The sequence below is a fragment of the Pantoea sp. CFCC18179 genome (assembly GCF_059412405.1).
In genome coordinates this window covers 148537-172638 of the sequence record NZ_JBNBPM010000006.1, presented here as the reverse complement: position 1 = coordinate 172638, position 24102 = coordinate 148537, and the positions used below count along the sequence as shown (strand labels likewise).

Annotated in this window: 19 protein-coding genes; 9 read left to right on the top strand and 10 right to left on the bottom strand. The window is 56.1% G+C overall.

The window, feature by feature from the left end; genetic code table 11:
* Window positions 1-15 precede the first annotated feature (15 nt).
* The 3 genes from ACPUC7_RS13740 to ACPUC7_RS13730 form a co-directional block, all read right to left on the bottom strand.
* Complete coding sequence (locus ACPUC7_RS13740) at window positions 16-570, bottom strand: isochorismatase family protein (protein ID WP_494923324.1); 555 nt, start codon at window positions 568-570, stop codon at window positions 16-18.
* 17 nt (window positions 571-587) lie between these two features.
* Window positions 588-1013, bottom strand: coding sequence for a MarR family winged helix-turn-helix transcriptional regulator (locus ACPUC7_RS13735; protein ID WP_494923323.1), 426 nt, complete (start codon window positions 1011-1013; stop codon window positions 588-590).
* Window positions 1014-1106: 93 nt separating this feature from the next.
* Entirely contained in the window at window positions 1107-1649 is a 543-nt protein-coding gene (locus ACPUC7_RS13730) for a helix-turn-helix domain-containing protein (RefSeq protein ID WP_494923322.1), read from the bottom strand.
* 97 nt (window positions 1650-1746) lie between these two features.
* Between ACPUC7_RS13730 and ACPUC7_RS13725 the strand changes: the two genes are divergently transcribed.
* From ACPUC7_RS13725 to ACPUC7_RS13710, 4 genes are all read left to right on the top strand, one after another.
* Window positions 1747-2925 carry a benzoate/H(+) symporter BenE family transporter gene (locus tag ACPUC7_RS13725; protein ID WP_494923321.1) on the top strand — a complete coding sequence of 393 codons (1179 nt, stop codon included), beginning with the start codon at window positions 1747-1749 and terminating at the stop codon, window positions 2923-2925.
* Window positions 2926-3078: 153 nt separating this feature from the next.
* The gene (locus ACPUC7_RS13720; protein ID WP_494923320.1) at window positions 3079-4443 is read left to right on the top strand and encodes an SrfA family protein; all 1365 of its coding nucleotides are present in this window, start codon (window positions 3079-3081) and stop codon (window positions 4441-4443) included.
* 2 nt (window positions 4444-4445) lie between these two features.
* Window positions 4446-7418, top strand: coding sequence for a virulence factor SrfB (locus ACPUC7_RS13715; protein ID WP_494923319.1), 2973 nt, complete (start codon window positions 4446-4448; stop codon window positions 7416-7418).
* Window positions 7415-9787 carry a virulence factor SrfC family protein gene (locus ACPUC7_RS13710; RefSeq protein WP_494923318.1) on the top strand — a complete coding sequence of 791 codons (2373 nt, stop codon included), beginning with the start codon at window positions 7415-7417 and terminating at the stop codon, window positions 9785-9787. The genes ACPUC7_RS13715 and ACPUC7_RS13710 overlap by 4 nt, the downstream gene beginning before the upstream one ends.
* A gap of 4 nt (window positions 9788-9791) precedes the next feature.
* Here the strand turns inward: ACPUC7_RS13710 and ACPUC7_RS13705 are convergent, their stop codons facing one another.
* The 3 genes from ACPUC7_RS13705 to ACPUC7_RS13695 all read right to left on the bottom strand — a co-directional run bounded on the left by ACPUC7_RS13705 (window position 9792) and on the right by ACPUC7_RS13695 (window position 10940).
* Window positions 9792-10055 (bottom strand): barstar family protein, encoded by a 264-nt coding sequence (locus tag ACPUC7_RS13705; RefSeq protein ID WP_494923317.1) that lies wholly within the window; start codon window positions 10053-10055, stop codon window positions 9792-9794.
* Between the two features lies 1 nt (window position 10056).
* The gene (locus tag ACPUC7_RS13700; RefSeq protein WP_343554824.1) at window positions 10057-10491 is read right to left on the bottom strand and encodes a ribonuclease domain-containing protein; all 435 of its coding nucleotides are present in this window, start codon (window positions 10489-10491) and stop codon (window positions 10057-10059) included.
* Between the two features lie 101 nt (window positions 10492-10592).
* Window positions 10593-10940, bottom strand: coding sequence for a helix-turn-helix domain-containing protein (locus ACPUC7_RS13695; RefSeq protein ID WP_343554825.1), 348 nt, complete (start codon window positions 10938-10940; stop codon window positions 10593-10595).
* Window positions 10941-11233: 293 nt separating this feature from the next.
* Between ACPUC7_RS13695 and ACPUC7_RS13690 the strand changes: the two genes are divergently transcribed.
* A complete protein-coding gene (locus ACPUC7_RS13690; RefSeq protein ID WP_494923315.1) occupies window positions 11234-12388 on the top strand; it encodes an efflux RND transporter periplasmic adaptor subunit in 1155 nt (384 codons plus the stop codon).
* A gap of 17 nt (window positions 12389-12405) precedes the next feature.
* Complete coding sequence (oqxB, locus tag ACPUC7_RS13685; protein ID WP_494923314.1) at window positions 12406-15558, top strand: multidrug efflux RND transporter permease subunit OqxB; 3153 nt, start codon at window positions 12406-12408, stop codon at window positions 15556-15558.
* Between the two features lie 114 nt (window positions 15559-15672).
* On the opposite strand, the gene ACPUC7_RS13680 is transcribed toward oqxB, so the two are convergent.
* Together ACPUC7_RS13680 and ACPUC7_RS13675 are read right to left on the bottom strand one after the other, a co-directional pair.
* Window positions 15673-16158, bottom strand: a complete 486-nt coding sequence (locus tag ACPUC7_RS13680; protein ID WP_008110154.1) for an RrF2 family transcriptional regulator — start codon at window positions 16156-16158, stop codon at window positions 15673-15675.
* A gap of 159 nt (window positions 16159-16317) precedes the next feature.
* Window positions 16318-17505 (bottom strand): MFS transporter, encoded by a 1188-nt coding sequence (locus ACPUC7_RS13675; protein WP_494923313.1) that lies wholly within the window; start codon window positions 17503-17505, stop codon window positions 16318-16320.
* 157 nt (window positions 17506-17662) lie between these two features.
* On the opposite strand from ACPUC7_RS13675, the gene tus reads away from it, so the two are divergent.
* Window positions 17663-18592: a DNA replication terminus site-binding protein gene (gene tus, locus ACPUC7_RS13670; RefSeq protein WP_494923312.1), complete on the top strand. Its 930-nt coding sequence runs from the start codon at window positions 17663-17665 to the stop codon at window positions 18590-18592.
* 39 nt (window positions 18593-18631) lie between these two features.
* Here the strand turns inward: tus and fumC are convergent, their stop codons facing one another.
* On the bottom strand, window positions 18632-20029 hold the full coding sequence (gene fumC, locus ACPUC7_RS13665) for a class II fumarate hydratase (RefSeq protein ID WP_494923311.1): 1398 nt from the start codon (window positions 20027-20029) through the stop codon (window positions 18632-18634).
* A 197-nt stretch (window positions 20030-20226) separates the two neighbouring features.
* On the opposite strand from fumC, the gene manA reads away from it, so the two are divergent.
* Both manA and ACPUC7_RS13655 read left to right on the top strand, forming a co-directional pair.
* Entirely contained in the window at window positions 20227-21402 is a 1176-nt protein-coding gene (manA, locus tag ACPUC7_RS13660) for a mannose-6-phosphate isomerase (RefSeq protein ID WP_494923422.1), read from the top strand.
* Between the two features lie 130 nt (window positions 21403-21532).
* Window positions 21533-23032: a YdgA family protein gene (locus tag ACPUC7_RS13655; protein WP_494923310.1), complete on the top strand. Its 1500-nt coding sequence runs from the start codon at window positions 21533-21535 to the stop codon at window positions 23030-23032.
* Window positions 23033-23064: 32 nt separating this feature from the next.
* Here ACPUC7_RS13655 and malI read toward each other — a convergent pair whose 3' ends face one another.
* Window positions 23065-24093: a Mal regulon transcriptional regulator MalI gene (gene malI / locus ACPUC7_RS13650; protein WP_494923309.1), complete on the bottom strand. Its 1029-nt coding sequence runs from the start codon at window positions 24091-24093 to the stop codon at window positions 23065-23067.
* Window positions 24094-24102: the final 9 nt, after the last annotated feature.

Below are 24102 nucleotides of genomic sequence, written 5' to 3'. Positions count from 1 at the left end.
GCACCGGATAGGAAGTTATTTCAGCAACGCCAGCACGTCTTCAGTCGAGCCGGTTTCGCCGAGGCGCGGGAAGACGCGCTCGACGCTGTTTTTATGCGTTTCCGCATTCAGGCAGCTCATCGCATCGGTGGCTAACGTGACGTTGTAACCCAATTCATAGGCCTGACGCGCGGTGGATTCCACGCCGATAGCCGTAGCGATACCGCAGATCACCACCTGAGTGATGCCACGTTGCTGCAACTGGGCATGCAAATCGGTGTCATGGAATGCGCCCCAGGTCTTTTTGGTGATGGCGATATCGCCGCGTTGCAGCGCCATTTCGGGTACCAGATCGGCCCAATCTGCTGGCAGTTCACCAGCGTGTTTCGGTTGCTCGTTGCGGCCAGGTGCGCCACCGGCCACGTTCACCAGCACCACTGGACGCTTCTGACCACGGAATGCATCGGCCAGGCGCGCTGAACGCTCAATCACGTCGTTGGCCGCTAACGGTGCCACAGGCAGCGCAACAATGCCGTTTTGCAGATCAATCACAATCAGCGCGGTGTTGTCATCAAGTGTGGTTAAAGCCATGTTGAGTCCTCTCAGGATTATTGGTCAGCAAGTCGTTGTAGTAAGGGAAGTGCCGCCAGCAGCGTTTGCTGTTCTTGCGGATTTAACTGGGTGGCGATGCTTTGCACCAGCCAATCGTCACGTTGAGCCCGATTAGCCGCGATTAAACGCAGGCACGCTTCGGTCGGCTGATAGCGGGTTTTACGGCCATCCAGCGGATCGGCTTCACCTTGCACCATGCCCAATGTCTGCAAACTGGCAACCGTTGCGCCCATCGATTGGGTGCGCACGCCTTCTTGTGCTGCCAATTCCGTCACCGTCATCGCACCATCGCGTACCAGATACCCCAGCACTGACACCTGCGACCAGGTGAGATCGCCAGGAGGCGCGGATTCGCGCAGGCGGCGCGCCAGCTTGCCATTGATGCTGCGCAGAATAGCAGCCGCGCTGTTCAGGTCGCTCATGGCACCTTCTCCTTACTAATGAGCGGCGAGTATACAAATACGAAGGTAAACTGTGTAGTTTGCCTTCGTATCAATTTGTAAGTGATCGATTGATCACCGCTGCAAATAATGAATCAAACTGTGAAAACGCAGCGGCGTGCTGAGCGGATTGCGATAGCTATGCGGCGTATCAGCGGCAAATTGGTTGGCTTCTCCGGCCTGCAAACGGCGCCAGGTGCCTTCTACCCCCAACAATAATTCCCCTTCCAGCACCACAACTTGCTCAATCACCCCGCTTTCATGCGCCGACGAATCGCTTTGCGCGCCGCCCGCCAGCGTCACTTCCAGCAGATCAAAGCGTAGCTTGTCATCGTAAGGCAGCAACGGTTTGACCTGCATCTGCGCATTGGGCTGACTAAAGGTGGCGATGCTGCCTGGTGGCTGATCGCTGCCCTGCACGAAATAGGAAAACGGCACGTTAAAACCAGTGGCGATTTTCCACAGCGTCGCCACGGTGGGGCTGGATTCACCGCGCTCGATCTGGCCCAGCATCGCTTTACTGACGCCAGTGCGTTCCGCCGCCAATGTCAGGCTCCAGCCGTTGGCCTGCCGCAGTTGTTTCAGCGCCAGACTCAGATGTTGATGCAGATTTTCCATGTGTTCTCCCGAAAGTCTCGCGCGCAGTGTAACACTTGTGCGCTATAGCGTCCCCATGCCACAATGTGCGCTATAACGCACAACCGGATGTGAATCGATGATGACCGCCACCTCGCGCAGTGCTTTCTCCTTCCCAATGCTGGTTTCAGGTTTTATTGCCGTACTGGTTGGTTACAGCAGCACGGCAGCATTAATCTTCCAGGCCGCGCAAGCCGCAGGCGCGTCGCCGGAGCAAATTGGTGGTTGGCTATCGATGCTGGGCATCGGCATGGGATTGGCGTCATTGGGTTTGTCGCTGTGGACGCGCATGCCAATCCTTGCCGCCTGGTCGACGCCCGGCGCGGCGTTGCTCGCCACTAGCGTGCAGGGTTTAACCCTTAATGAAGTGGTCGGCATCTTCGTCGCCACCAATTTGCTTATTGTGTTGTGCGGCGTAACCGGTTTGTTCGCCCGCCTGATGAACTACATCCCGCAATCGCTGGCTGCAGCGATGCTGGCCGGGATTTTACTGCGTTTTGGCATCGGCACCTTTAGCGGGTTACAAAGCAATTTCGCGCTGTGCGGCAGCATGTGTTTGGTATGGCTGATCAGCCGCCGCTGGCTGCCGCGCTACGCCATTATTCTGGCGCTAATCGTGGGTGTGCTGGTGGCGCTCGGACAACAGGCGATACATTTCCCACCGCACGCGCTGGCGATCAGCCGCCCTGAGTTCATCATGCCGCAGTTCACTCTCACCGCGCTGATTGGCGTCGGACTGCCCTATTTTCTGGTGACGATGGCATCGCAAAACGCGCCGGGCATCGCCACGTTACAGGCACACGGCTATCAGCCACCGGTTTCAGCCTTAACTGGCTGGACCGGCTTTATCGCCTTAATTTTGTCGCCGTTCGGCGGATTTTCGGTGTGTATCGCTGCCATTACCGCCGCGATCTGCATGGGCGATGATGTTGATCCCAATCCCGCCAGGCGCTGGATGGCATCGGCGCTAGCTGGCGTGTTCTATCTGCTGACTGGTTTTACCGGCGGATTAATTGCCGTGATGTTGAGCGCGCTGCCGCAGGTATTGATTGCCACGCTGGCCGGTTTAGCGCTGATTGCTACGCTCTCCGGCAGTTTGCAACGCGCACTGGCTGAACCCGAACAGCGTGATAGTGCGATGGTGGCGTTTTTAATTACCGCCAGTGGCATTTCTCTGCTCGGCGTCGGCTCGGCCTTTTGGGGGTTGCTCGGCGGCATGCTGACTTATTTCATTCTCTCACCTCGCAAACGCGCTTAAAATTTCATCAACTTAACCTCGCACGCGGGAAAAACGCCCTGTTTTTCCCCCTTTATCAGCCGTTTGATTTCGCTACATTTGGCTTAAGATCACTACCATCGCCAAAAACACACACTGTTCTGCCTCAGACAACCACCGATAAGGGCCCAACGAGTGGCAAAAACTTTCTTGCGCAGCGGCAATCTGGACACGGTTCTGGCACTGGGTGAAAACGGCCAGCCCGTCTGGACCTCTGCGCTGCAAATCCGTGAAACCTTGCGCCTGCGCCGCCAAACAACGCTGGCCAATTGCCTTGCCATTCCGCAGGCCAACGAGCGCGGTGACCGCATCGATTGGTACGCGCCGTTCAACGGTAAAGTTAAATCCTGGCTGGGTGCCAGCGATCACGAGCGTCGTCAGGCGCTGGAGTTGCTGACGCTGAATCAACAGGATTTACAAGCGCTCAGCCTGCGCGCGCGCGACGCTGACAATCCTGCCATGCGCTTATTCGGCGCGTTACTGAGCAAAACCTTGCAGTTCCCCGATCAGCAATACGTTTATCTGGTGGATGGCAAACCGGTTATTACCTTCTGGGGCTTTGTCGATCCACAAGCCCGTTCGCGCGACGATGCGTTGAGCTGCCTGCGTGACACGCTGCAAGAAGAATTGCCGCCGCTGCTGCCGGAACCGCCGGTTGCGCCAGTCGTTGCGCCATTGGTGGTTGCGCCGGTGATTGCTCCGCTGATTGAAGTGCCGCCTGCGGCTGCCGAACCGGTGATCGAACCTGAACCTGAACCTGAAGTGATTGAACCGCAAGTGATGGTGGCTGAACCAGAAGCGCAACCAGCGCCGGAAGTTGCGCCGCCAGCACGTAAAGCCTCCGCATTACGTCCATTAGCACTGCTTCTGCCGGTGGCCGCCGTGGCGGCGGCGGGCGTGGCATTTTGGCTGCACAGCACGCCAGAACCGGTAAAATCGGCGGCTGAAAACGTGGTTGCATCGCCTGCACCGGTTAGCACGCCGCCTGCCATCGTGGCTAACGCAGCCAAACTGCACGTTACGCTGCCACAGAAACCGGCCACCGTTGTCGCCGCTGCGCCTGTTCCGGCACCTGCTGCGCCGGTGGAAATCGTGGCTGAGCACACTGAACCGGCCAAAGCCGATGATCTCGTGATGACCGCCGAAGATGCACGCATCGGTTCGGTGAAATTTATTAACGGCACCTGGCGCGTCACCTTGCGTCAAACCAATCTGCCAACCGGCAAACCGCCAAGCCTGCGTTATCAAATCCGCAACGGCAAGGGCACCGCGACCATTACTCAGGGCGACAACATCCGTTGTAAGGCTGATGTGACCGCTGCGATGACCAGCGCCGGCAGCATGGAAGTGCGTAGCCGCTATACTGCGACGTGCAGCGATAAATCGCGTTACCGCATGCCGGAATTGGTGTGTAAAGCCGGCGATGGCATTGCCAGCTGCACTGCGCAATACGGCGCAGATCAGGTCTTCCCGTTGACGATTAAGCGTGAGAGTAAGTAAACATGTTGGCTCCCCTCATCGATGACAAACAGAAAATCACGCTGATTGAAGATAGCGGTGTGCAGTTTCTCGATTTTGGTTTGCGCTTACCTGCATTGCAGGCGCGTCGTCAGTTCGTGCGTCAAACCGCTAATGGCCCGCTGCTGCGTCTAAACGTTGATGGCAACAGCGGCAAATTCCTGCTGTATCCGGAAGATGGCGGCGCAGCCGAAGTGGTGCGCCCGGAATCGGATATCGCGCTGGCCGATTCTCTTAAACTGTTGGCCCATCAATGGTTACCGCTGCCGGTATTGCGCTGCACCAGCGGTCGCCGCTTTATTGGCGGCCCGGATAACTGGGCGCGCCTGCATCTGGCACCGCTCAGTCAGCCTGACGCAGCCGGGAATACCCATCGCATCACCCTCGCCTTTGATACCCGCATCGTCGCCGAGCAAGATGGCGGCGAGCAGCACGGTCTAAGCAAGGCTGATGCGCAAAACGGCGTCAGTTTCGCCCTGGCCTGGCACAATTACGAGCTGGGTGAATTCCTCGATCACACCTGGGTAGATGGCTGGCTGCGGGAAACCTTTAGCCAGCAGGTGCATGAATTAGAATCGCGCCGTGAACAAGAACTGAATCAAGCGCTGCGCGAGTTTGAATATCAGGCGCACTATCTCAATCTGCTGGAACTGCTCGGTGAACAGCTCGATCTCGCCGAGATCTATATCCAAGCCACCTCGCTGCAAACCCCGGCGGTTAACGTCGATATCATTCTGGATGTTGGCAACTCGCATACCTGCGGCATTTTGGTGGAAGATCACGCCGAAGAGAGCAGCGGTTTGCGCCAGACTTATGAATTGCAGCTGCGCGATCTGTCTGAACCGCATCAGGTCTACAACGAACTGTTCGATAGCCGCCTGGAATTTGCTGAAACCCGCTTTGGCAAAGCCAACTTCTCGCTGGAAAGCGGCCGTGAAAACGCCTTTATGTGGCCTTCCCTAACGCGTGTGGGCCGCGAAGCCAGTCGTTTAGCGCTGCTGCGCGCCGGTACCGAAGGCAGCACCGGCTTATCCAGCCCGCGTCGTTATCTGTGGGATGAAGCGCGTTATCAGCCAGGCTGGCGCTTCAACGCGCACGGCAGCAGCGATGAGCCGCAAGCCACCGCATTGCCGTTTACCTTATTGATCAATGATGAAGGTCAACCGCTGCACGCGTTGGCGGAAGACGACCGTTTGCCGGTGTTTTCTGCCAGCTACAGCCGTAGCTCGCTAATGACCTTTATGCTGTGCGAACTACTGGCGCAGGCGATGATGCAGATGAACAGCGTGGCGCAGCGTCAGCGCATGCCGCAAAGCCAGGCACCACGTCAGTTGCGTCATGTGATCCTCACTTTGCCTTCGGCGATGCCAAAACCAGAACGCGAGATTTTCCGTCGCCGCATGCAGGAAGCCATCGCGCTGGTGTGGAAAGCCGAAGGCTGGCATCCGGCGGAAGACGATTTTACTGCTGCCAGCCAGGCAAAAAGCCTGCGTCCGGTGCCGGATGTGCAGATGGAGTGGGACGAAGCCACCTGCGGCCAAATGGTGTGGCTGTTCAACGAAACGCAGGTCAACTTTGCCGGTCGCGCCGAAGATTTCTTCAGCACCATGGCGCGCCCCGATCGCCCGCGTGAAGCCGATGAGTTGCCGGGTAAAAGCTTGCGCATCGCCTCGATTGATATCGGCGGCGGCACCACCGATTTAGCCATCACCCAATATCGCCTCGATGACGGCCAGGGCAACAACGTTAAGATCACCCCGCGCTTGCTGTTCCGCGAAGGCTTTAAAGTCGCAGGCGACGATATTCTGCTGGATGTGATTCAACTGTGGATTCTGCCTGCCTTGCAGCAAAGTTTGCAGAAAGCTGGTTTGACGCTGGCTGAACCGCTGATGAACAAGCTGTTCGGTCACGACAGCCGCATGGACGGTCAAGCCACGCTGCGCCAGCAAGTCACTTTGCAGTTGTTTATTCCGCTGGCGCAGGCGGTGCTGGAACGTTATGAAAACTGGAACCCGCTCGACAGCCACAGCGAAATCAATGCGCTATTTGGCGAGCTGGTGCCACAAAAACCGGCCAGCAGCGTGCTGGCATTTGTTAACGGTGAGATTCAGCGCACGCTGGGTGGCGATAGCCGTTTCGATCTGCTGGACGTGCCGCTGGTGGTCAGCATGGCGCAGCTGCACGGCGAATTCCTGCAACATCGTATGGCGATCATCCCGGCGCTGCGTGCGATGTGTGAAGTGGTGTCGCTGTATCAGTGCGATGTGTTGCTGCTGACCGGTCGCCCGTCGCGCTTCCCTGGCATTCAGGCGCTGGTGCGCCATTTGCAGCCGCTGCCGGGCAGCCGCATTTTGTCGCTGGAAGGCTATCACACCAGCGATTGGTATCCGTTCAACAAGCAAGGCCGCATTGATAACCCGAAATCCACTGCGGCGGTCGGCGCAATGCTGTGCTTGCTGGCGCTGGATCTGCGTTTGAGCAGCTTCTGGTTCCGCGCCGGTGATTTCGAGCCGTACTCCACCATTCGCTATCTCGGCGTATTGGATGAGACGTCGGCGTTGAGCGACGATAATCTGTGCTATAGCGAAATCGACCTCGACAGCCACAGCTTCGCGCTGGATCGCAAGAGCAGCTTCCGCATTCGCGGCAACGTCTGCCTCGGTTTCCGCCAGTTGGAAAACGATCGCTGGCCGGCTTCGCCGCTGTATAGCCTGAGCATTGTTGATCCCACGCTGGCACGCCAGGTGGCGGGCGAAAGCGTGCTGCGCATCAAGTTGGCCGTCCAGCCAGGGCCAGACAACTTGGGGCCAGAGCGTTTAGTGTTAAGCGATGCGCGCATGGATGACGGCACGCGGGTGCCGCTGGAGCAATTGAGCCTGAAACTGAATACGCTGTCCGCCACTGGCAACGCGAATGCGCAATATTGGATCGACAGCGGGAGCGTTTGTAAACGATGAGAACTGCCAAGAAAGCCACTTCGGTAACGCCAGCAAAACGTCTGAGTTTGATGCAGGAAACGCTGGATGGCGCGCTGAATTGGGTTGAAACCCATCAGGCGCACGCGCCGCGTCTGGCGCTGGAAGCTGAAACCTTAACCTTGCAACTGCGCCGTGCGCGCGTGGAAAGTCATGCTCTGGCGCGTCAACTGGCGCGTCCGGTAACGCTAGCGCTGTTTGGGCAATCGCAAGCGGGCAAAGCCTGGCTGCTGAGCGAAATGGTCGGCGATGCGCAAGGCCAACTGATTGCCCGTTTGGGCGACAAAACGCTGAACTATTTCCAGAACATCAATCCCGGCAATCTCGATTTTGCCATCGCCACGCGCTTCAGCCATCAACGCGAAACCCAATCCAACGCCTGGCCGCTGGAGATGACGCTGCTGAACGAAGTGGAACTGATCCGCTTGATGCTGGCCTGCGCCAAAACCGAGGAACAGCCGGATAGCGCACAAATCGATGCGGCGTTGCAACGTTTGCAGCGCCATCGTCAGGATGAAGAACAGCCCGGTTTGGACAGCGATGCGCTGATCACCTTGTGGGCGTGGAGTCGTCGCCATCATCGTCATGCGGAAATTCTTGATCGTCATTTCTGGCCGCAGGCGGTTGCGCTCGCGCCGTGGCTGAGCGTCGACGACCGCGTGCAGCTGTTTGCGCTGCTGTGGCCGGGCCAAACCGCGCTGAATGAAAGCCTACGCAGTCTGATGCATTTGCGCCATCAACTGCGTCAGGCACCGCGTTTATTGGCGCCGCTTAGCTTGCTGGTCGATGATGCTGCACTGCCCGCGGAAAAGTTGATTGGCAATGAAGCGGATTGGCAGGAAATGATCGAAGTGTGCCCGATTGTCGCCAATCGCGTGGGTAAAGCGCAGCATGTGCCGCTGGGTTTATTATCGCTATTAACGCTGGAAATCACCCTGCCGCTCAGTTCCACCCCGCGCCAGGCGCTGTACGATGACGCCGATATGCTGGAGCTGCCTGCGCCGGGCACGCCTGCCGATCGCGCCCAGCAAGAGGAGTTGGCGCGGTTGCGTAAACGCGATCCGCTGCGCGCCAGCTTGCTGGAACAAAAACGTGCGCTGCTGCCGGGCTTATATGCCGCGCGTCAGGGCATCGATCTGATGCTGATTTGTACCGCCGCCAGCCAGCGCCAGGATACCGATATGGCCGCCAACGCGCTGCGCGAGTGGCATATCCATCAAAATGTTGCTGCCAGCGGTGAGAAGCCACGTCTGATTTGGGCCATCACGCCACACGATGCGCGTTATCAGCAGCAGCAGATTAACGTTGATGAAGCGGTACAACGTCAGATCGGTCAGCCAGGACAAAGTTGGGGCTCGATGCTGGCGCTGGATCGCGCAGGTGTGGATCGCATGGGCAGCTGGCTGCTGGATGAGATGCAACCGGAAGCACGCCGCGATCGTCTGGCGCTGCAACTTGGCGCGCTGCAACAGAAGCTGGTGGAACGTTTGCAACCGTGGACCGAATCCAGCGCCACGCCAGAGCAGGCGGCGCGTAAGCAGGCCATTTCCGATACGCTGCTGAAATGCCTGCAACATCGCACCGGTTTGCACGGTGAACTGCTGGAGCGTTTACAACCTTCACGCGAAGCGGTGCGCCAGTTGTGGCTGAGCCAGAGCAGCGCCAACGTGAGTCAGCACAGCGCTAAAACCGCCGCCGCTGAGCAGAGCTATTTCGGCATCGGTTTCGAATTCGATCTGTTTAAAGATGAACCGGTGGCGCCTGCCGAGCCACGTAATGCCAGCGGTCAGCGCGATCAGCAATTCCCGCAACAGGTGTTTGCGCTGTGGCTGGAACATTTGCGCCAATTGCCTGAAAGCCGCAGCCTGCTGGCGCTGCTCAACGTGGATAAGCCGACCATGGAGATGCTGGTTGAGGAGTTGATCACCGCCAGCTTCCGCCTCAAGGTGCTGAGCAAACTGCAAAGCACGCTTAACGAACCGGATGCGCAGGCCAGCGCACATGAAGCACGTACCGATCGTCAGGTTTCACGCGCGATGACGGTGTTGGGCGATTTTGTCGCCTGGTTAGGTTTTTTGCAGCGCCCAGAAAGTGAACGCCCGGAAAGTCGTGTTAATCGCGGTCAGACGATTTTTGCCCGTCCGCCTGCGCCAAGCGTCAGTTTCTCGCCGGGACAGCGTTTGACCCGTTTATCAGCCGCACCTGCCAATCACACCGCGTATTACATTTATGATTGGTTAGTGGGTTTGAATTCGGTGATCGTCGAGAATAATGGTTATACCGGCGGTGGCGATTTACCGGCGAATGCGCGTCAGATGTTGGCGATTTTGCTGTTGCCGCTGCACGCCTGATTTTCTACTCGCGTACCAGGCGCAGCTCGCCTTCCAACTGCTGCTGCGCCTCTTCCAATAGCGCCAATAACGGCGCACATTCCGCGCTCGTATCCTCGCTATGACGTAAATAGATCGTCGCCGGCAACGCCATGCCGCCGGTTAGCCAATCCCACAACGCATCCAGATTGTTGCCAAAATCCAGCGGACAGGCGCTTTGATCCACCAGCGCGCGGTAAAACGCCTGGCGATCGGGCAAGCGCTGAAAGTCAAAGTGGAGCATCAACATGCTAAGGCACCTGCTTGAAGCTGCGATAGTGATCGGTGGTGAGGAAAATCAGCCCATCAGAAGAGTAAAGCAGGCGATCGGCATCGCGGTGGCCGCAATCATAATTGACGTCGGCTTCGTACCATTGACGCCCCGCTTTGATCGGCAATCTTTTTTCACGATTGCTAAAGCGATCGCCGCCAATCGCACGGCCTGGCAATACGTCGCACAAATCGCCGCGACCGGGATTCCAGCCCTGACGACGCGCTTCACTCTTGGTGAGATAAAAGTCGGGTAATTGATGATGCTGCTGCACCCAACGCGCCACGGTGTTGGCATCGGTAAGTTGCGAGATGTCCGGGTGGCTGGTCGCCCATTTGTTGGACAAATGCGGTTTCAGACCGAACCACAGCGCGGCTAACAGCACAATGACAGCAAACCAGAGTTTCTTTGACATGATGACATCCTGAAAGACAGGACGACGATAGTAGCAGATTTAGCGCGGGGAATTGACAGCAGAACATAACGCGGGCCAGCAATGCTGGCCCTGGCGGAGGATTACTGCATCGCGCTGGATGTTGGCGCGGCGTGACGACGCCATGCTCCCGGCGCTACGCCGTATTGGCGTTTGAAGCTGCGGTTAAACGACTGCTGCGAATCGAAGCCCAGTGAAATCGCCACATTGAGAATCGGTTCGTTGCTGGTCGTCAGGCGATCCGCTGACTTCTTCAGCTTCTTCTCACGAATGTACTCGCCCAGTGGCAAACCGGTGTGCTCTTTGAACATCCGTTGCAGGTGCCATTTTGAGTAACCGGCGCGCCCTGCGACGGTGTCCAGATCCAGACGCGCTTCAATATTGTTGTCAATCCAGTCGATCAAATCGTGAATAAATGCGGTGGTCATCATCTCGTTTTCTCCGGTCGCCGTTGCGAACAGTATCAGTATCAGTTGCAATTACACTTTAAGGTTGAACGACTATGCCATTTAATGCAAGTTTTATTATTGCATTAAATGCCGCACTGCGCGTAGGGGCTTTGAGCCTGGTGCAACGCAATGATCAAAACCGCACATAAAGTGTATCAGATATTCTTGCAGATGCAGTTTGAGCAAGCCTACACTCGTGGCGTTTTAATGCAATCATAAAAGTTGCAGATTTTTCGTACGTCTCCTTTCTTTTTCACCAAAGCGGAATAACAACAATGCATCTGCAAACATATGGGGTTCGTCGGGCGGTAAGCCTGTCAGGAGTGATGTTGCTGGGAAGCCTGCTGGCCGGTTGCGATCGCGGTGTGGCGCAAAACGCCCCGCCGCCACCGCCCGAAGTGAGTGTCGCGCAGGTGGTAGAGCAGAAAGTCAGCCAATGGGATAGCTTTAATGGCCGTTTCGAAGCGGTGCAAAGCGTCCAGCTGCGTCCGCGTGTTTCCGGCTATATCGATCAAGTTAACTATCGCGAAGGCGATGAAGTGAAAAAAGGCCAGGTGCTGTTCACCATCGATGACCGCACCTATCGCGCCACGCTGGAGCAAGCGCAAGCCGAACTGGCGAACGCCCGCAGCCAGGCTTCATTGGCGCGCAGCGAATCGGCGCGTACCGATAAGCTGATCGGCACCAACGTAGTGTCGCGTGAAGAGTGGGAACAGCGTCGTTCGGCGGCCAATCAGGCGCAGGCTAACGTGCTTTCCGCGCAAGCGGCGGTGGATATGGCGCAGTTGAACCTCGATTTCACCCGTGTGACCGCGCCGATTGAAGGTCGCGCCAGTCGCGCGATGATCACCACCGGCAACCTGGTGACCGCCGGCGATAGCGCCAGCGTGCTGACTACCTTGGTGTCGCAGGATCGCATGTACGTCTATTTCGACGTCGATGAAGCCACTTACCTGCACTATCAGGCAATGGCGCGCAAAGGCGAAAACCGTGGCTCGCTGCCGGTGGAAGTGGCACTGACGGGCGAACAAGGTTTCCCGCATCGCGGCACCGTCGATTTCCTCGATAACCAACTGACCGCCAGCACCGGCACCATTCGCATGCGTGCTTCGCTGGATAATCAGCAACGTCAATTCACGCCGGGCTTGTTTGCGCGGGTACGTTTGCCGGGCAGCGCCGATTTCACCGCGCTGTTAATCGACGATAAAGCGGTGCTGACCGATCAGGATCGTAAATACGTTTACGTGGTTGATGCGCAAGGTAAAGCCCAGCGTCGCGATATTCAGGCCGGTGATTTGGCCAACGGCCTGCGCATTGTGCAGCAAGGGCTGAAACCTGGTGACAAGGTGATCGTTAACGGCTTGCAGAAAGTCTTTATGCCTGGCATGCCGGTGACCGCTCAACCGGTAGCGATGCGCTCCGCTCAATAACTTCGAGACTGCCTTTTATGGATTTCTCCCGCTTTTTTATCGACCGACCGATCTTCGCGGCGGTGCTGTCGATTTTGATCTTTACCACCGGATTGATCGCCATTCCGCTGCTGCCGATCAGTGAATATCCCAACGTGGTGCCACCGAGCGTGCAGGTACGCGCGGAATATCCGGGTGCCAACCCCAAAGTGATTGCAGATTCCGTGGCGACGCCGCTGGAAGAAGCCATCAACGGGGTAGAAAACATGATGTACATGAAATCTGTCGCCGGTTCCGATGGCGTGCTGGTCACCACCGTGACGTTCCGTCCGGGCACCGATCCGGATCAGGCGCAGGTTCAGGTACAGAACCGCGTGGCGCAAGCCGAAGCGCGTTTGCCAGAAGAAGTGCGCCAACTGGGCCTCACCACGCAGAAAATGTCGCCGACATTAACGCTGGTGGTGCACATGTTCTCGCCGCACGGCAAGTACGATTCGCTGTATCTGCGTAACTACGCCACTTTGAAGGTGAAAGATGAACTGGCGCGCCTGCCGGGCGTCGGGCAGATTCAGATCTTCGGTGCTGGTGAATACGCCATGCGCGTATGGCTCGATCCGAACAAGGTCGCGGCGCGCGGCTTGACCGCTTCAGATGTGGTCAGCGCGATGCAAGAGCAGAACGTGCAGGTTTCTGCCGGTCAACTCGGCGCGGAACCGCTGAAGAAACAGAGCGATTTCCTGCTGTCGATTAATACTCAAGGCCGCCTGGAAAGCGAAGAACAGTTCGGCAATATCATCCTGAAAACCGCTGACGACGGCACCTTGGTGCGCCTGCGTGACGTGGCGCGCATCGAGATGGGTTCCGGCAGTTATGCATTACGTTCGCAGCTCAACAATAAAGATGCGGTCGGCATCGGTATCTTCCAGGCACCGGGCGCCAACGCGATTGATTTGTCGAATGCGGTGCGCGACAAAATGGCCGAGCTGGCAACCCGCTTCCCGGACGATGTGCAGTGGGCAGCGCCGTACGATCCAACGGTGTTTGTGCGCGACTCAATCCGCGCCGTCGTGCAAACGCTGTTTGAAGCGATTGTGCTGGTGGTGTTGGTGGTGATTCTGTTCCTGCAAACCTGGCGCGCCTCGATCATTCCGTTGCTGGCAGTACCGGTATCGGTGGTTGGTACCTTTAGCATCCTTTATCTGCTCGGCTTCTCGCTCAACACCTTGAGTTTGTTTGGCCTGGTGTTGGCGATTGGCATCGTGGTGGATGATGCCATCGTGGTGGTGGAGAACGTCGAACGTAACATTGAGCAAGGCTTGTCACCGACCGCGGCGGCGCATCAGGCGATGCGAGAAGTGTCGGGGCCGATTATCGCTATCGCCTTGGTGCTGTGTGCGGTGTTCGTGCCGATGGCATTCCTTTCAGGGGTAACCGGTCAGTTCTACAAACAGTTCGCGGTGACGATTGCCATTTCTACAGTGATTTCGGCAATTAACTCGCTGACCTTGTCACCGGCGCTGGCGGCGCTGCTGCTGAAGCCACATGACGCGGCGAAAGATATGCCGACGCGCATTATTGATCGTCTGCTCGGCTGGCTGTTCCGTCCGTTCAACAGCTTCTTCCAGCGCAGTTCGGATGGTTATGAATCGCTGGTTGGCAAAACCTTGCGTCGTCGTGGCGCGGTATTCGGGGTTTACGTGCTGCTGCTGGCGGGCGCGGGCTTTATGTTCCACACCGTGCCGGGCGGCTTTATCCCCACGCAGGATAAGTTGTACCTGATTGGTGGCGTAAAAATGCCGGAAGGTTCTTCGCTGGCGCGTACCGATGAAGTGATTCGTAAGATGAGCGAAATCGGCATGAACACCGAAGGCGTGGCCTATTCTGTTGCCTTCCCCGGCCTGAATGCCTTGCAGTTCACCAACACGCCAAATACCGGAACGGTGTTCTTCGGTCTGAAGCCGTTTAATGAACGCACGCGTACGGCGGCGGAAATTAACGCCGAAATCAACGCCAAGATATCCAAGATTCAGCAAGGCTTTGGTTTCTCAATCATGCCTCCGCCAATTTTGGGTCTGGGACAAGGTTCCGGTTATTCGTTGTATGTGCAGGATCGCGCTGGTTTGGGCTACGGAGCACTGCAAACCGCCATCAACACCATGACCGGCGCGGTATTGCAGACGCCCGGCATGATGTTCCCAATCTCCTCTTATCAAGCCAACGTACCGCAGTTGGATGTGCAGGTGGACCGCGACAAAGCCAAAGCGCAAGGCGTGTCGTTAACCGATCTGTTCAGCACGCTGCAAACCTATTTGGGATCGTCGTATGTCAACGATTTCAATAAGTTTGGTCGTACCTGGCGCGTAATGGCGCAGGCGGATGGTGAGTTCCGCGATAGCGTGCAGGACATTGGCAATCTGCGTACCCGCAACGATCGTGGCGAAATGGTGCCGATTGGCAGCATGGTGAATATCACCACCACTTACGGCCCCGATCCGGTGATCCGCTATAACGGCTATCCGGCGGCAGATTTGATTGGTGATGCCGATCCGCGCGTGCTCTCTTCGGCGCAAGCAATGCAGAAGCTGGAAGCGATGTCGAGCCAGGTGCTGCCAAACGGCATGAACATCGAATGGACCGATCTGAGTTATCAGCAATCAACCCAGGGCAATACCGCGCTGATTGTGTTCCCGGTAGCGGTGCTGCTGGCGTTCCTGGTGCTGGCGGCGCTGTATGAAAGCTGGACGCTGCCGCTGGCGGTGATCCTGATTGTGCCGGTGACCATGTTGTCTGCGCTGGTTGGCGTGTGGCTGACCGGCGGCGATAACAACGTGTTTGTGCAGGTCGGTCTGGTGGTGTTAATGGGGCTGGCGTGTAAGAACGCGATTCTTATCGTCGAGTTTGCACGTGAACTGGAGATGCAAGGTCGCAGCATTGTCGATGCGGCGCTGGAAGCCTGTCGCCTACGTTTGCGTCCGATCGTCATGACCTCGATCGCCTTTATCGCTGGTACCATTCCGCTGATTCTCGGCGAAGGTGCAGGTGCGGAAGTGCGCGGCGTCACCGGGATTACCGTGTTCTCCGGGATGCTTGGCGTAACGCTGTTCGGGCTGTTCCTGACGCCGGTGTTCTATGTGACCTTGCGTAAGCTGGTGACGCGCAAGCAGCCACAAGCGGAAGTGCAGACCGCATAACATAATGGTTAGCGTTGAAGTGAACCATCCGGGCCACTGTGCCCGGATTTTTTTCGTGAAAATTTAGATAAAAAAAAGTCACCATGAATGGCGACCCTACGGGATGCGGGGAGATTATCGACCTTTTTTGCACAGATCGGCGAGTTCGAGATCCGGCAGTTCTTCGCAGTTGCTGGTGTCGTTATGCTTCAGTTCAGCCAGCGCATCCGCTACGGTGCGGGTTTCCAGCACCTTCAGCGACGCTTCTTCGGCCTCTTCAGCAATCGATTTGAAATACCAACACAGGTTGGCACTGACCAAACAACGCGGTGCCACATCGGGACGTGAGGCCCAGAGCTTTTTGTCTTCAATCACAGAAGTATAAATGTCACGCAGCGTAATCTCGGCAGCCGGGCGACCTAAGTGGATCGAGCCGGTGCGACCAAGCGTTGAGACGATAATGCCGTCTCGCGTGAGCGGAACCATAAGTTTCCGAATGAAACTGGGATTCGCTTCAAGACCGTACGCCAAAATGGCACTGGTCGAGCGTTTACCCAATTGCTCCGCCATCGCTACGCTCAAAACCATCTGCAAAGCTGTCGGGAAGCGGTAATCAAGCATTTCAATTTCCTGAGTTGCGGACTATTTCGTTGTTTTTATGCCGCGAATGTGTGTAATGAATAAGCAATAAATATAACAAACACTGTTGCTTTTTAGAAGCCGACCACTGTGATCAAGGCACGTATTCATCATTTGATTCGGCATAAGCGCACAGGCTGCTTAGTTTATCACTGCCCTTTCTGGCTGCGGCAATTTCTGCTTCAGCGCCACCACCAGCAGCACGTTAATCAACGCCAACACGCACAGTAACCACAAGGTGGCGTTGGCGCCGAGATGCTGAAACACGTAACCGCCAACCAGCGGCGTTAACGCCTGGCCGATTAACGCGGGACGTGCCATGCGTCCTATCACAATCGCGTAGGCTTCTGGTTTGACCATCACCAGCGGTAAAGTTCCGCGCACTATTGCGCGTAAGCCATTTCCGGCACCGTACAACACCATACTCAGCACCGCAAATTGCGGAAAAATCGCCAGCAGCAACAAGCCGAGCGCCACCAATCCCACCGAACAGAAGGTGGTCCAGATTGGATGACCGCGCTTAAAGGCGATATCGACAATGCGCGAGCCAACCTGGCAGGGACCGAGAATCGCACTGATGGCCAACGCCGACGCCAGCGTATGGCCGCTGGCTTGCAATAAGGTAATTAACTGCACGGATATTGCCGTCATGATCACCGAGGCGAGAGTGAAAATGCTGCACAATAACCAGAACAGCGTGGGCGCTATTTCATTGCCATTGCTGTTGGGGACAGGTTTGCTGGCGGCGAGGCGACGTTCCGGTGCCGGTAGCGCATATAAATAAGCCGGTAAAACCGATAAACACAGCAATCCGGCGATAGCAAAACAGGCGCCACGCCAATCCAGCCAATGAATTAGCAGCGCCGTACCCGGCCAGACTAACGTGGTGCAGAAACCCGAAATTAGCGTGATGCCGGTAATCGCCCCGCGCGCCTGGCCGCCATATAAGGTGCCGAGCGTGGCAAACAGCGCATCGTACAATCCCATCGCCATGCCAATGCCGATAATCAGCCAGGCAAATAGAAACAGCGGCAGATTGTGACTTAATCCCATGATTACCAAGCCCAGCGCCATCACCGTCCCGCTCGCCGCCAGCAACACGCGGCCATAGGAACGGGAAATCAAGCGGCCGCTCAACGGTGCCAGCAATCCGGAAATCAGCATGCCGAGCGACAGTGCGCCGTACACCCATTGCTGCGACCAACCGGTTTCCGCCACGATCGGATTGGCCATCACCGCCATCAAATAGAACGATCCGCCCCATGAAAGGATTTGCACCAGTCCGAGCGTGATGATGGCGGGAGCGGGAGGCTTAGGATGCGACGTCACAACAATATTCCGTTAGCAGGCAAAGCATTGTTATAACACGTTAATCCAGCAGGAAAAATGCCGATGTTCCCTGCCAGACAATTTTCAAGCACATCGCTGGCAGATTGGCACCGCAGTCAGTACACTGTTAAGTATGTTGTAACTATGAGGGATTTTTATGGCGCGTTATGATTTGGTGGCCGATCTCCACGATTGCGTGAATGCGCTGGAGCGAGCATTGGCGGCGTTACGTCAGCAAGTAGAAGATCAGACATTGCTGATCGCGCGTGTGTTCAGCTTGCCAGAAATCGAGAAAGGCCATGAACATGATGAAATAGAACGCATCGCGGTGACTCAGCATCTGGGTAAAACCGCGCGCGAAATGGCGCTGGGGCACTATTGCCGGCTGTTTATGCAGCATCAGTCAGAAAAACTCAGCACCAAAGCGGCGGTACGTTTGCCTGGCGCGATTTGCATCGAAGCGGATGAGATTGTGCATGAGCGCATTACGCAGCAAGTGAATGAGATCAACACGTTGAAGCAGCGGCTTGAACAGTTGATTACTGTGGATTCGGGTCTGCCGAGCGAAGCGCGCTTTGAGTTTGTCCACCAGCATCTGCGTGGCTTGATTACGCTCAACGCCTATCGCAGCGTCACCTTGCTCAATTCGCCAGACAGTTTGCGCTTCGGCTGGGCGAACAAAAACATCATAAAGAACGTGACACGCGATGCGGTGATTGAGCAACTGGAGCGCAGTCTGAAAGCCAATCGCGCCCAAGCGCCGTGGACGCGTGAACAGTGGGCGGAGAAAGTGCAGCAAGAGTTGGAGGCGATTCTTTCGTTACCGGCCAACGCCAAATTGAAAATCAAGCGTCCGGTTAAAGTGCAGCCGATTGCCCGCGTGTGGCGCGCCAGCGAGAAAAAGCAGGTGCAACTGGCGTGCCCTTCTCCGTTGCTGGTGCTGTGTCGCGATCGCACGCAAGTGCCGATATTGGGTGAATTGCTTAATTACGATGCCGATAATGTCGCGCATCGCCATAAACCGCTGGCGGAGCCATTGCATCTGATTATTCCGCGCATGCATTTGTGGAGCGATCGATTGGCATAAAAAAGGCCAGCAGCGCTGGCCTGAAATGGTGTGCGGCGATTACTGCTTCATACTGCCAACCATATCTTGCGGGCGCACCCATTCATCGAACTGTTCTTCGGTGAGGTAGCCCAATTTTAGCGCCGAGCCTTTCAGCGTCAGCCCTTCTTTATGCGCTTTCTTGGCGATTTCAGCCGCTTTGTCGTAGCCGATGTGGGTATTTAGCGCGGTAACTAACATCAGCGATTCGTTGAGCAATTGGTCAATACGTTCGCGCACCGGCTCAATGCCAATTGCGCAATGATGATTGAAACTGTCCATGCCGTCGGCCAGCAGACGCACCGATTGCAGAAAGTTATGGATCACCATCGGACGGAACACGTTGAGTTCAAAGTTGCCGGATGCACCGCCAATATTCACCGCCACATCATTGCCCATCACCTGGCAACACAGCATGGTTAAAGCTTCGCATTGGGTTGGATTGACTTTGCCTGGCATGATCGAGCTGCCTGGTTCGTTTTCCGGGATCGCCAGTTCGCCGATGCCGCAGCGCGGACCGGACGCCAGCCAGCGCACATCGTTGGCAATTTTCATCAACGAAGCCGCTAAACCTTTCAGCGCGCCGTGCGCATGCACCAAGGCATCGCAGGTCGCCAACGCTTCGAATTTATTCGGCGCGGTAACAAATGGCTGTTTGGTGAGATCGGCCAGCGCTTTGGCGACACGTACCGCGTATTCCGGATGAGTATTCAGACCGGTTCCGACCGCCGTACCGCCCAATGCCAACTCAGCCACATGCGGAATGCTGTTTTCAATGTGTTTGAGGTTGTGCTCCAGCATCGCCACCCAACCGGAGATTTCCTGGCCGAGCGTCAGCGGCGTGGCATCTTGCAAGTGGGTACGACCAATTTTGACGATATCTTTGAAAGCCTCGGATTTCTCGCTCAGCGTCTTTTTCAACACCTGAATTTGCGGAATCAGTTGCTCGCGCACCGCGATAACCGCTGCCACGTGCATCGCGGTGGGGAACACATCGTTAGAGCTTTGGCTTTTATTTACATCATCATTGGGATGCACTAAACGCGACATGCCGCGCTCGCCGCCCAAAATTTCACTGGCGCGGTTGGCCAACACTTCATTCATGTTCATGTTGGTTTGCGTTCCAGAACCGGTTTGCCAGATGGCCAGCGGAAACTCATCACTGTGCTTATCAGCCAACACTTCGTCAGCGGCTTTGAGGATGGCTTGCGCACGATCGGCGGGCAGTAAGCCCAGATCCTGATTAACCTGCGCCGCCGCGCGTTTGGTTAACGCCAACGCGTGTACCAATGCCACCGGCATCTTCTCGGTTGAGATTTTGAAATGTTCCAGCGAACGCTGGGTTTGTGCGCCCCACAACTTATCTGCCGGTACGTCGATCGGTCCCATTGAGTCTTTTTCAATGCGATTGGCTGCCATGACTACGTCTCCTTAGCTCAGATTTTGAGATTTCCGCTCTGAACGCCTTCCCGCGACGCTACAGAGCGAGCAAGATTGTCACATACAAGAATTTAACATTATGCGAGCCTATCGCCTTTATTGCACTTGTTCGTGTATTTTCTATGGCACTTTCTGCTTTAATAAGCCTAATTACTTACGGTTACTAAGGGCAAATGATGCAAAAATTGAACAATTCGCTGCAAAATTACGCTTGGGGCAGCAAAACTGCGCTGACAGAGCTTTATGGCATTGAAAATCCACAAAGATTACCGATGGCTGAGCTGTGGATGGGCGCACATCCAAAAAGTCCTTCAACCGTCGAGATCAACGGTGAGACGCGTTCCCTGCGCGATGTGATCAATGCTGACCAGCCCGCCATCTTAGGCAAAGCCGTTGCCGAACGTTTTGGCGAACTGCCGTTTCTTTTTAAAGTGTTGTGCGCCGACCAAGCGCTGTCGATTCAGGTGCATCCGAGCAAGACTGCAGCCGAGGAAGGCTTCGCTCGCGAAAATGCCGCAGGCATTCCGCTAAGCGCCGCTGAACGTAACTATAAAGATGCCAACCACAAGCCAGAATTGGTGTATGCCTTAACGCCATTCCAGGCGATGAACGGTTTCCGCGAGCTGCATGAGATCGTCTCACTGCTGGAACCGGTGGCTGGCGCGCATCCGCAAATCGCCCACTTCCTGGAAAATGCCGATGAAGCCAACCTGGCGACGTTGTTCTCTACCCTGTTATCGCTGAAGGATGAAGCCAAATCGCGCGCTATCGGCGTGTTGAAGTCCGCGCTGAATGCTCATCAAGGCGAGCCGTGGCAGACCATTAAAATGATCGCCGCAGACTATCCCGATGACAGCGGCCTGTTCTCCCCGCTGCTGCTCAACGTGATTACGCTGCAACCGGGTGACGCGATGTTCCTGTTTGCCGAAACGCCGCACGCTTATTTAAAAGGTGTGGCGCTGGAAGTGATGGCGAACTCAGACAACGTGCTGCGCGCGGGATTAACGCCGAAGTTCATCGATATTCCGGAACTGATGGCCAACCTGAAATTCCACGCCAAACCGGCGGCAACCTTGCTCACCCAGCCGCAGCGTGACGGCGAAAACTTGATCTTCCCGATCCCGGTTGATGATTTTGCCTTTGCGATTCATGCACTTTCAGCGGCGCCGCAAGCGCTTACACAAAACAGTGCCGCCCTGCTGTTCTGCATTGAAGGACAGGCGATCATTGAGAAATCAGGTCAACAGTTGGTACTGAAGCCGGGTGAATCTTGCTTTATCGCCGCCAACGAGTCGCCAGTCAACGCTGCCGGTACCGGACGGCTGGCGCGCGTCTACAATACGCTGGACTGAACCGGCTGACGCTTGCAGCATTAACTGCTATTCTTTCAAACTATTAATTTAAAACGCCTGCGGGCGTTTTTCTTCACCCGTCGCGCACCGACCAGCGGCGTGCGGACGCAAGGATAAGGACGACACAGCGATGAAAAAGACCAAGGTTGCCGTAGGTGTGATTGTGGCGCTCGGCGTGATTTGGACTGGTGCTTCATGGTTTACCGGTAAACAACTGGAAAGCCACATGGATGAGATGTTGCAGAATGCCAATGCGCAGCTGAACGCCTATGCGCCGAACAGCCGCTTGACGTTGAGCTATCAGGATTACCAGCGTGGCGTATTCAGCAGCAAGACCAAATTGGTGGTGCAAGCCAGTTCGCAAACCAATGACAATCCGCTGTTAAAACCGGGTCAAAGCATCGTTCTGAACGAAACCATTGATCACGGCCCATTCCCGTTTGCGCAGTTAAAACGCGGCATCCTGATTCCAAGCATGGCATCAGTGCACAGCGAACTGGAAAACACCGATGCGGTGAAGAAATTGTTTGAGCTGACCGACGGCAAATCGCTGGTGACTGCTGATACCCGCGTGGGCTACAACGGTGCGACCGCGACGGCACTCAACCTGCTGGCGGTGGATTACAACAATGCGCAAACCGGCGATCGCCTGGCGACCAATGGCGGCACATTGAACATCAGCGCCGACAATAAAGGCGATAAAGTCAGCTTGGATGGTGATTTCTCCAGCATTGCGGTCACCAGCAAAAATCAGGTTGAGATGCCGGTGCTGTTTACCCTCAACGGCCTGAAACTGAGCGGCGATACGCATCTCAGTCCGGAAGGCGTGCGCGTGGGCGATCAATCGATTTCACTCGATAAACTGAATGCCAGCATCAACGGCCAGGAAGGTTTATCGCTGGAGAATCTGAAAACCACCTCTTCGTTTGATAACAAAGATGGCAAGATTGGCGGCCAGTTGGATGTCAATGCCGACAAGATCACCCTGCAAAAACAGCCGTTTGGCCAGGCGAAGCTCGCGATGAAATTTGCCCAGTTTGATGCGCAAGCGGTGAAAGCCTTCTCGGATACTTACAACACGCAAATGCAGGATTTGCTGAATCAGCCGGGCGTGGCGGAAGATCCGATTCGTTATCAAGCCAGCGTGCAAACCATCCTGCGTAATAACTTGCCGACGCTGCTCAAAGGCTCGCCAACGCTGAGCATTGCACCGCTGAGCTGGAAAAATGACAAAGGTGAAAGCACCTTCAACCTGAATGTCGGCTTCAACGATCCGACCACCGTCACCGGCGAAGCACAGAATTTAGGCGCCGCAGTGGATCGCGTGCTGAAAAGCCTCGATGGCAAGCTGACTATCAACATGCCGATGGCGACCGAAACCATGCGCAATGTGGGTCTGGCAGAAGGTTATCAGGGTGATGACGCGCAGAAACTGGCGGATCAGCAGGTGAAAGGTTTGGCGGCGATGGGCCAAATGTTCCGTCTGACCCAGCAGCAGGATGACAACATCGTCACCAGCCTGCAATACGGTAACGGCCAGGTCACCATGAATGGCGATAAGATGACGCTGGAGCAGTTCCTGTCACGCTATATGCTGGGCGCACCGACCAGCGAAGGCATGCCGGAGTAATCTTTTGCGATTGGAGGCCCGTTGGGCCTCCTCTACACTTCGCCGCGAATCAATTGTGGCGGTACAATTAGGCTTTGAACCTCTCCTTCCGGCTGTGCCAACCGTTGTAACATCCGCTCCGCTGCCCGCCTTCCCACATCGCGCGCTTCACTGCTGACAAACGTCATGGTGGGATCGTGCAGTTCGCGTTGCGGATCATCATTGAAACCCACCAACGCCAATTGTTGGGTGTAATAACTGTCAACCGCGCCTTCGCCAAAAGTGCGTCCACAGCGCAATGCGCCAAAGTAGCAGCCAAGAGCGGTACTGCCGTTATGCGCCAGAATCGCGGTGATGCCGGGATGCTGACGCAGCAACTCAAGCGTTAAGGCTGCCACGCTTTGCTGGCGATCGTCACACTCAATAATCCAGTCAGCGCGAAACGGTAAACCGTACTGCAACAAAGTCGCGCAATAGCCGCCGATGCGTTCAGCACGCGTCAATGACGATCCCAACCCGCCCATCCACGCAATGCGCTGATGTCCCTGACGGATCAAATACTCCGTCGCCATGCGTGCCGCCTGGCTATTGTCAGGACGTAAGGAGTCAACGTTATCCAGGCTGCTGGCACGCGAAGCGCATACCAAGGCGATCTGTTGTTCTCGCGCCTGTGGCACCAGCGTTTCGGCCTGCGCCACCGCGCCGCCCAGCACAATGCCATCCGCGCCCTGCGCCACCAGCGTGTCATAGCAGCGCTTAAGATGCTGACCATGTTGACCGCTTTGCGTCAACACCAACACTTTGCCTTGCTGTTCTAATACTTCGCTCAGTCCAGCGGTCATCGCCGCATAAAACGGTTGACTGAGATCGCGCACGATTAAGCCGATTACGCCGCTTTCGCCGCCGCGCAAGATGGAAGCAGAGCGATTACGCACATAGCCGAGTTGCTCAATCGCCTGATTGACACGTGTCGCCGTGGCAGGCGAAATACGCCCTTTTCCGGAGAGCACCAACGATACGGTAGAGACCGAAACCCCGGCGACCACGGCCACATCATGAATAGTGGTTTTCTGCTGGGACATAGTGTTCCG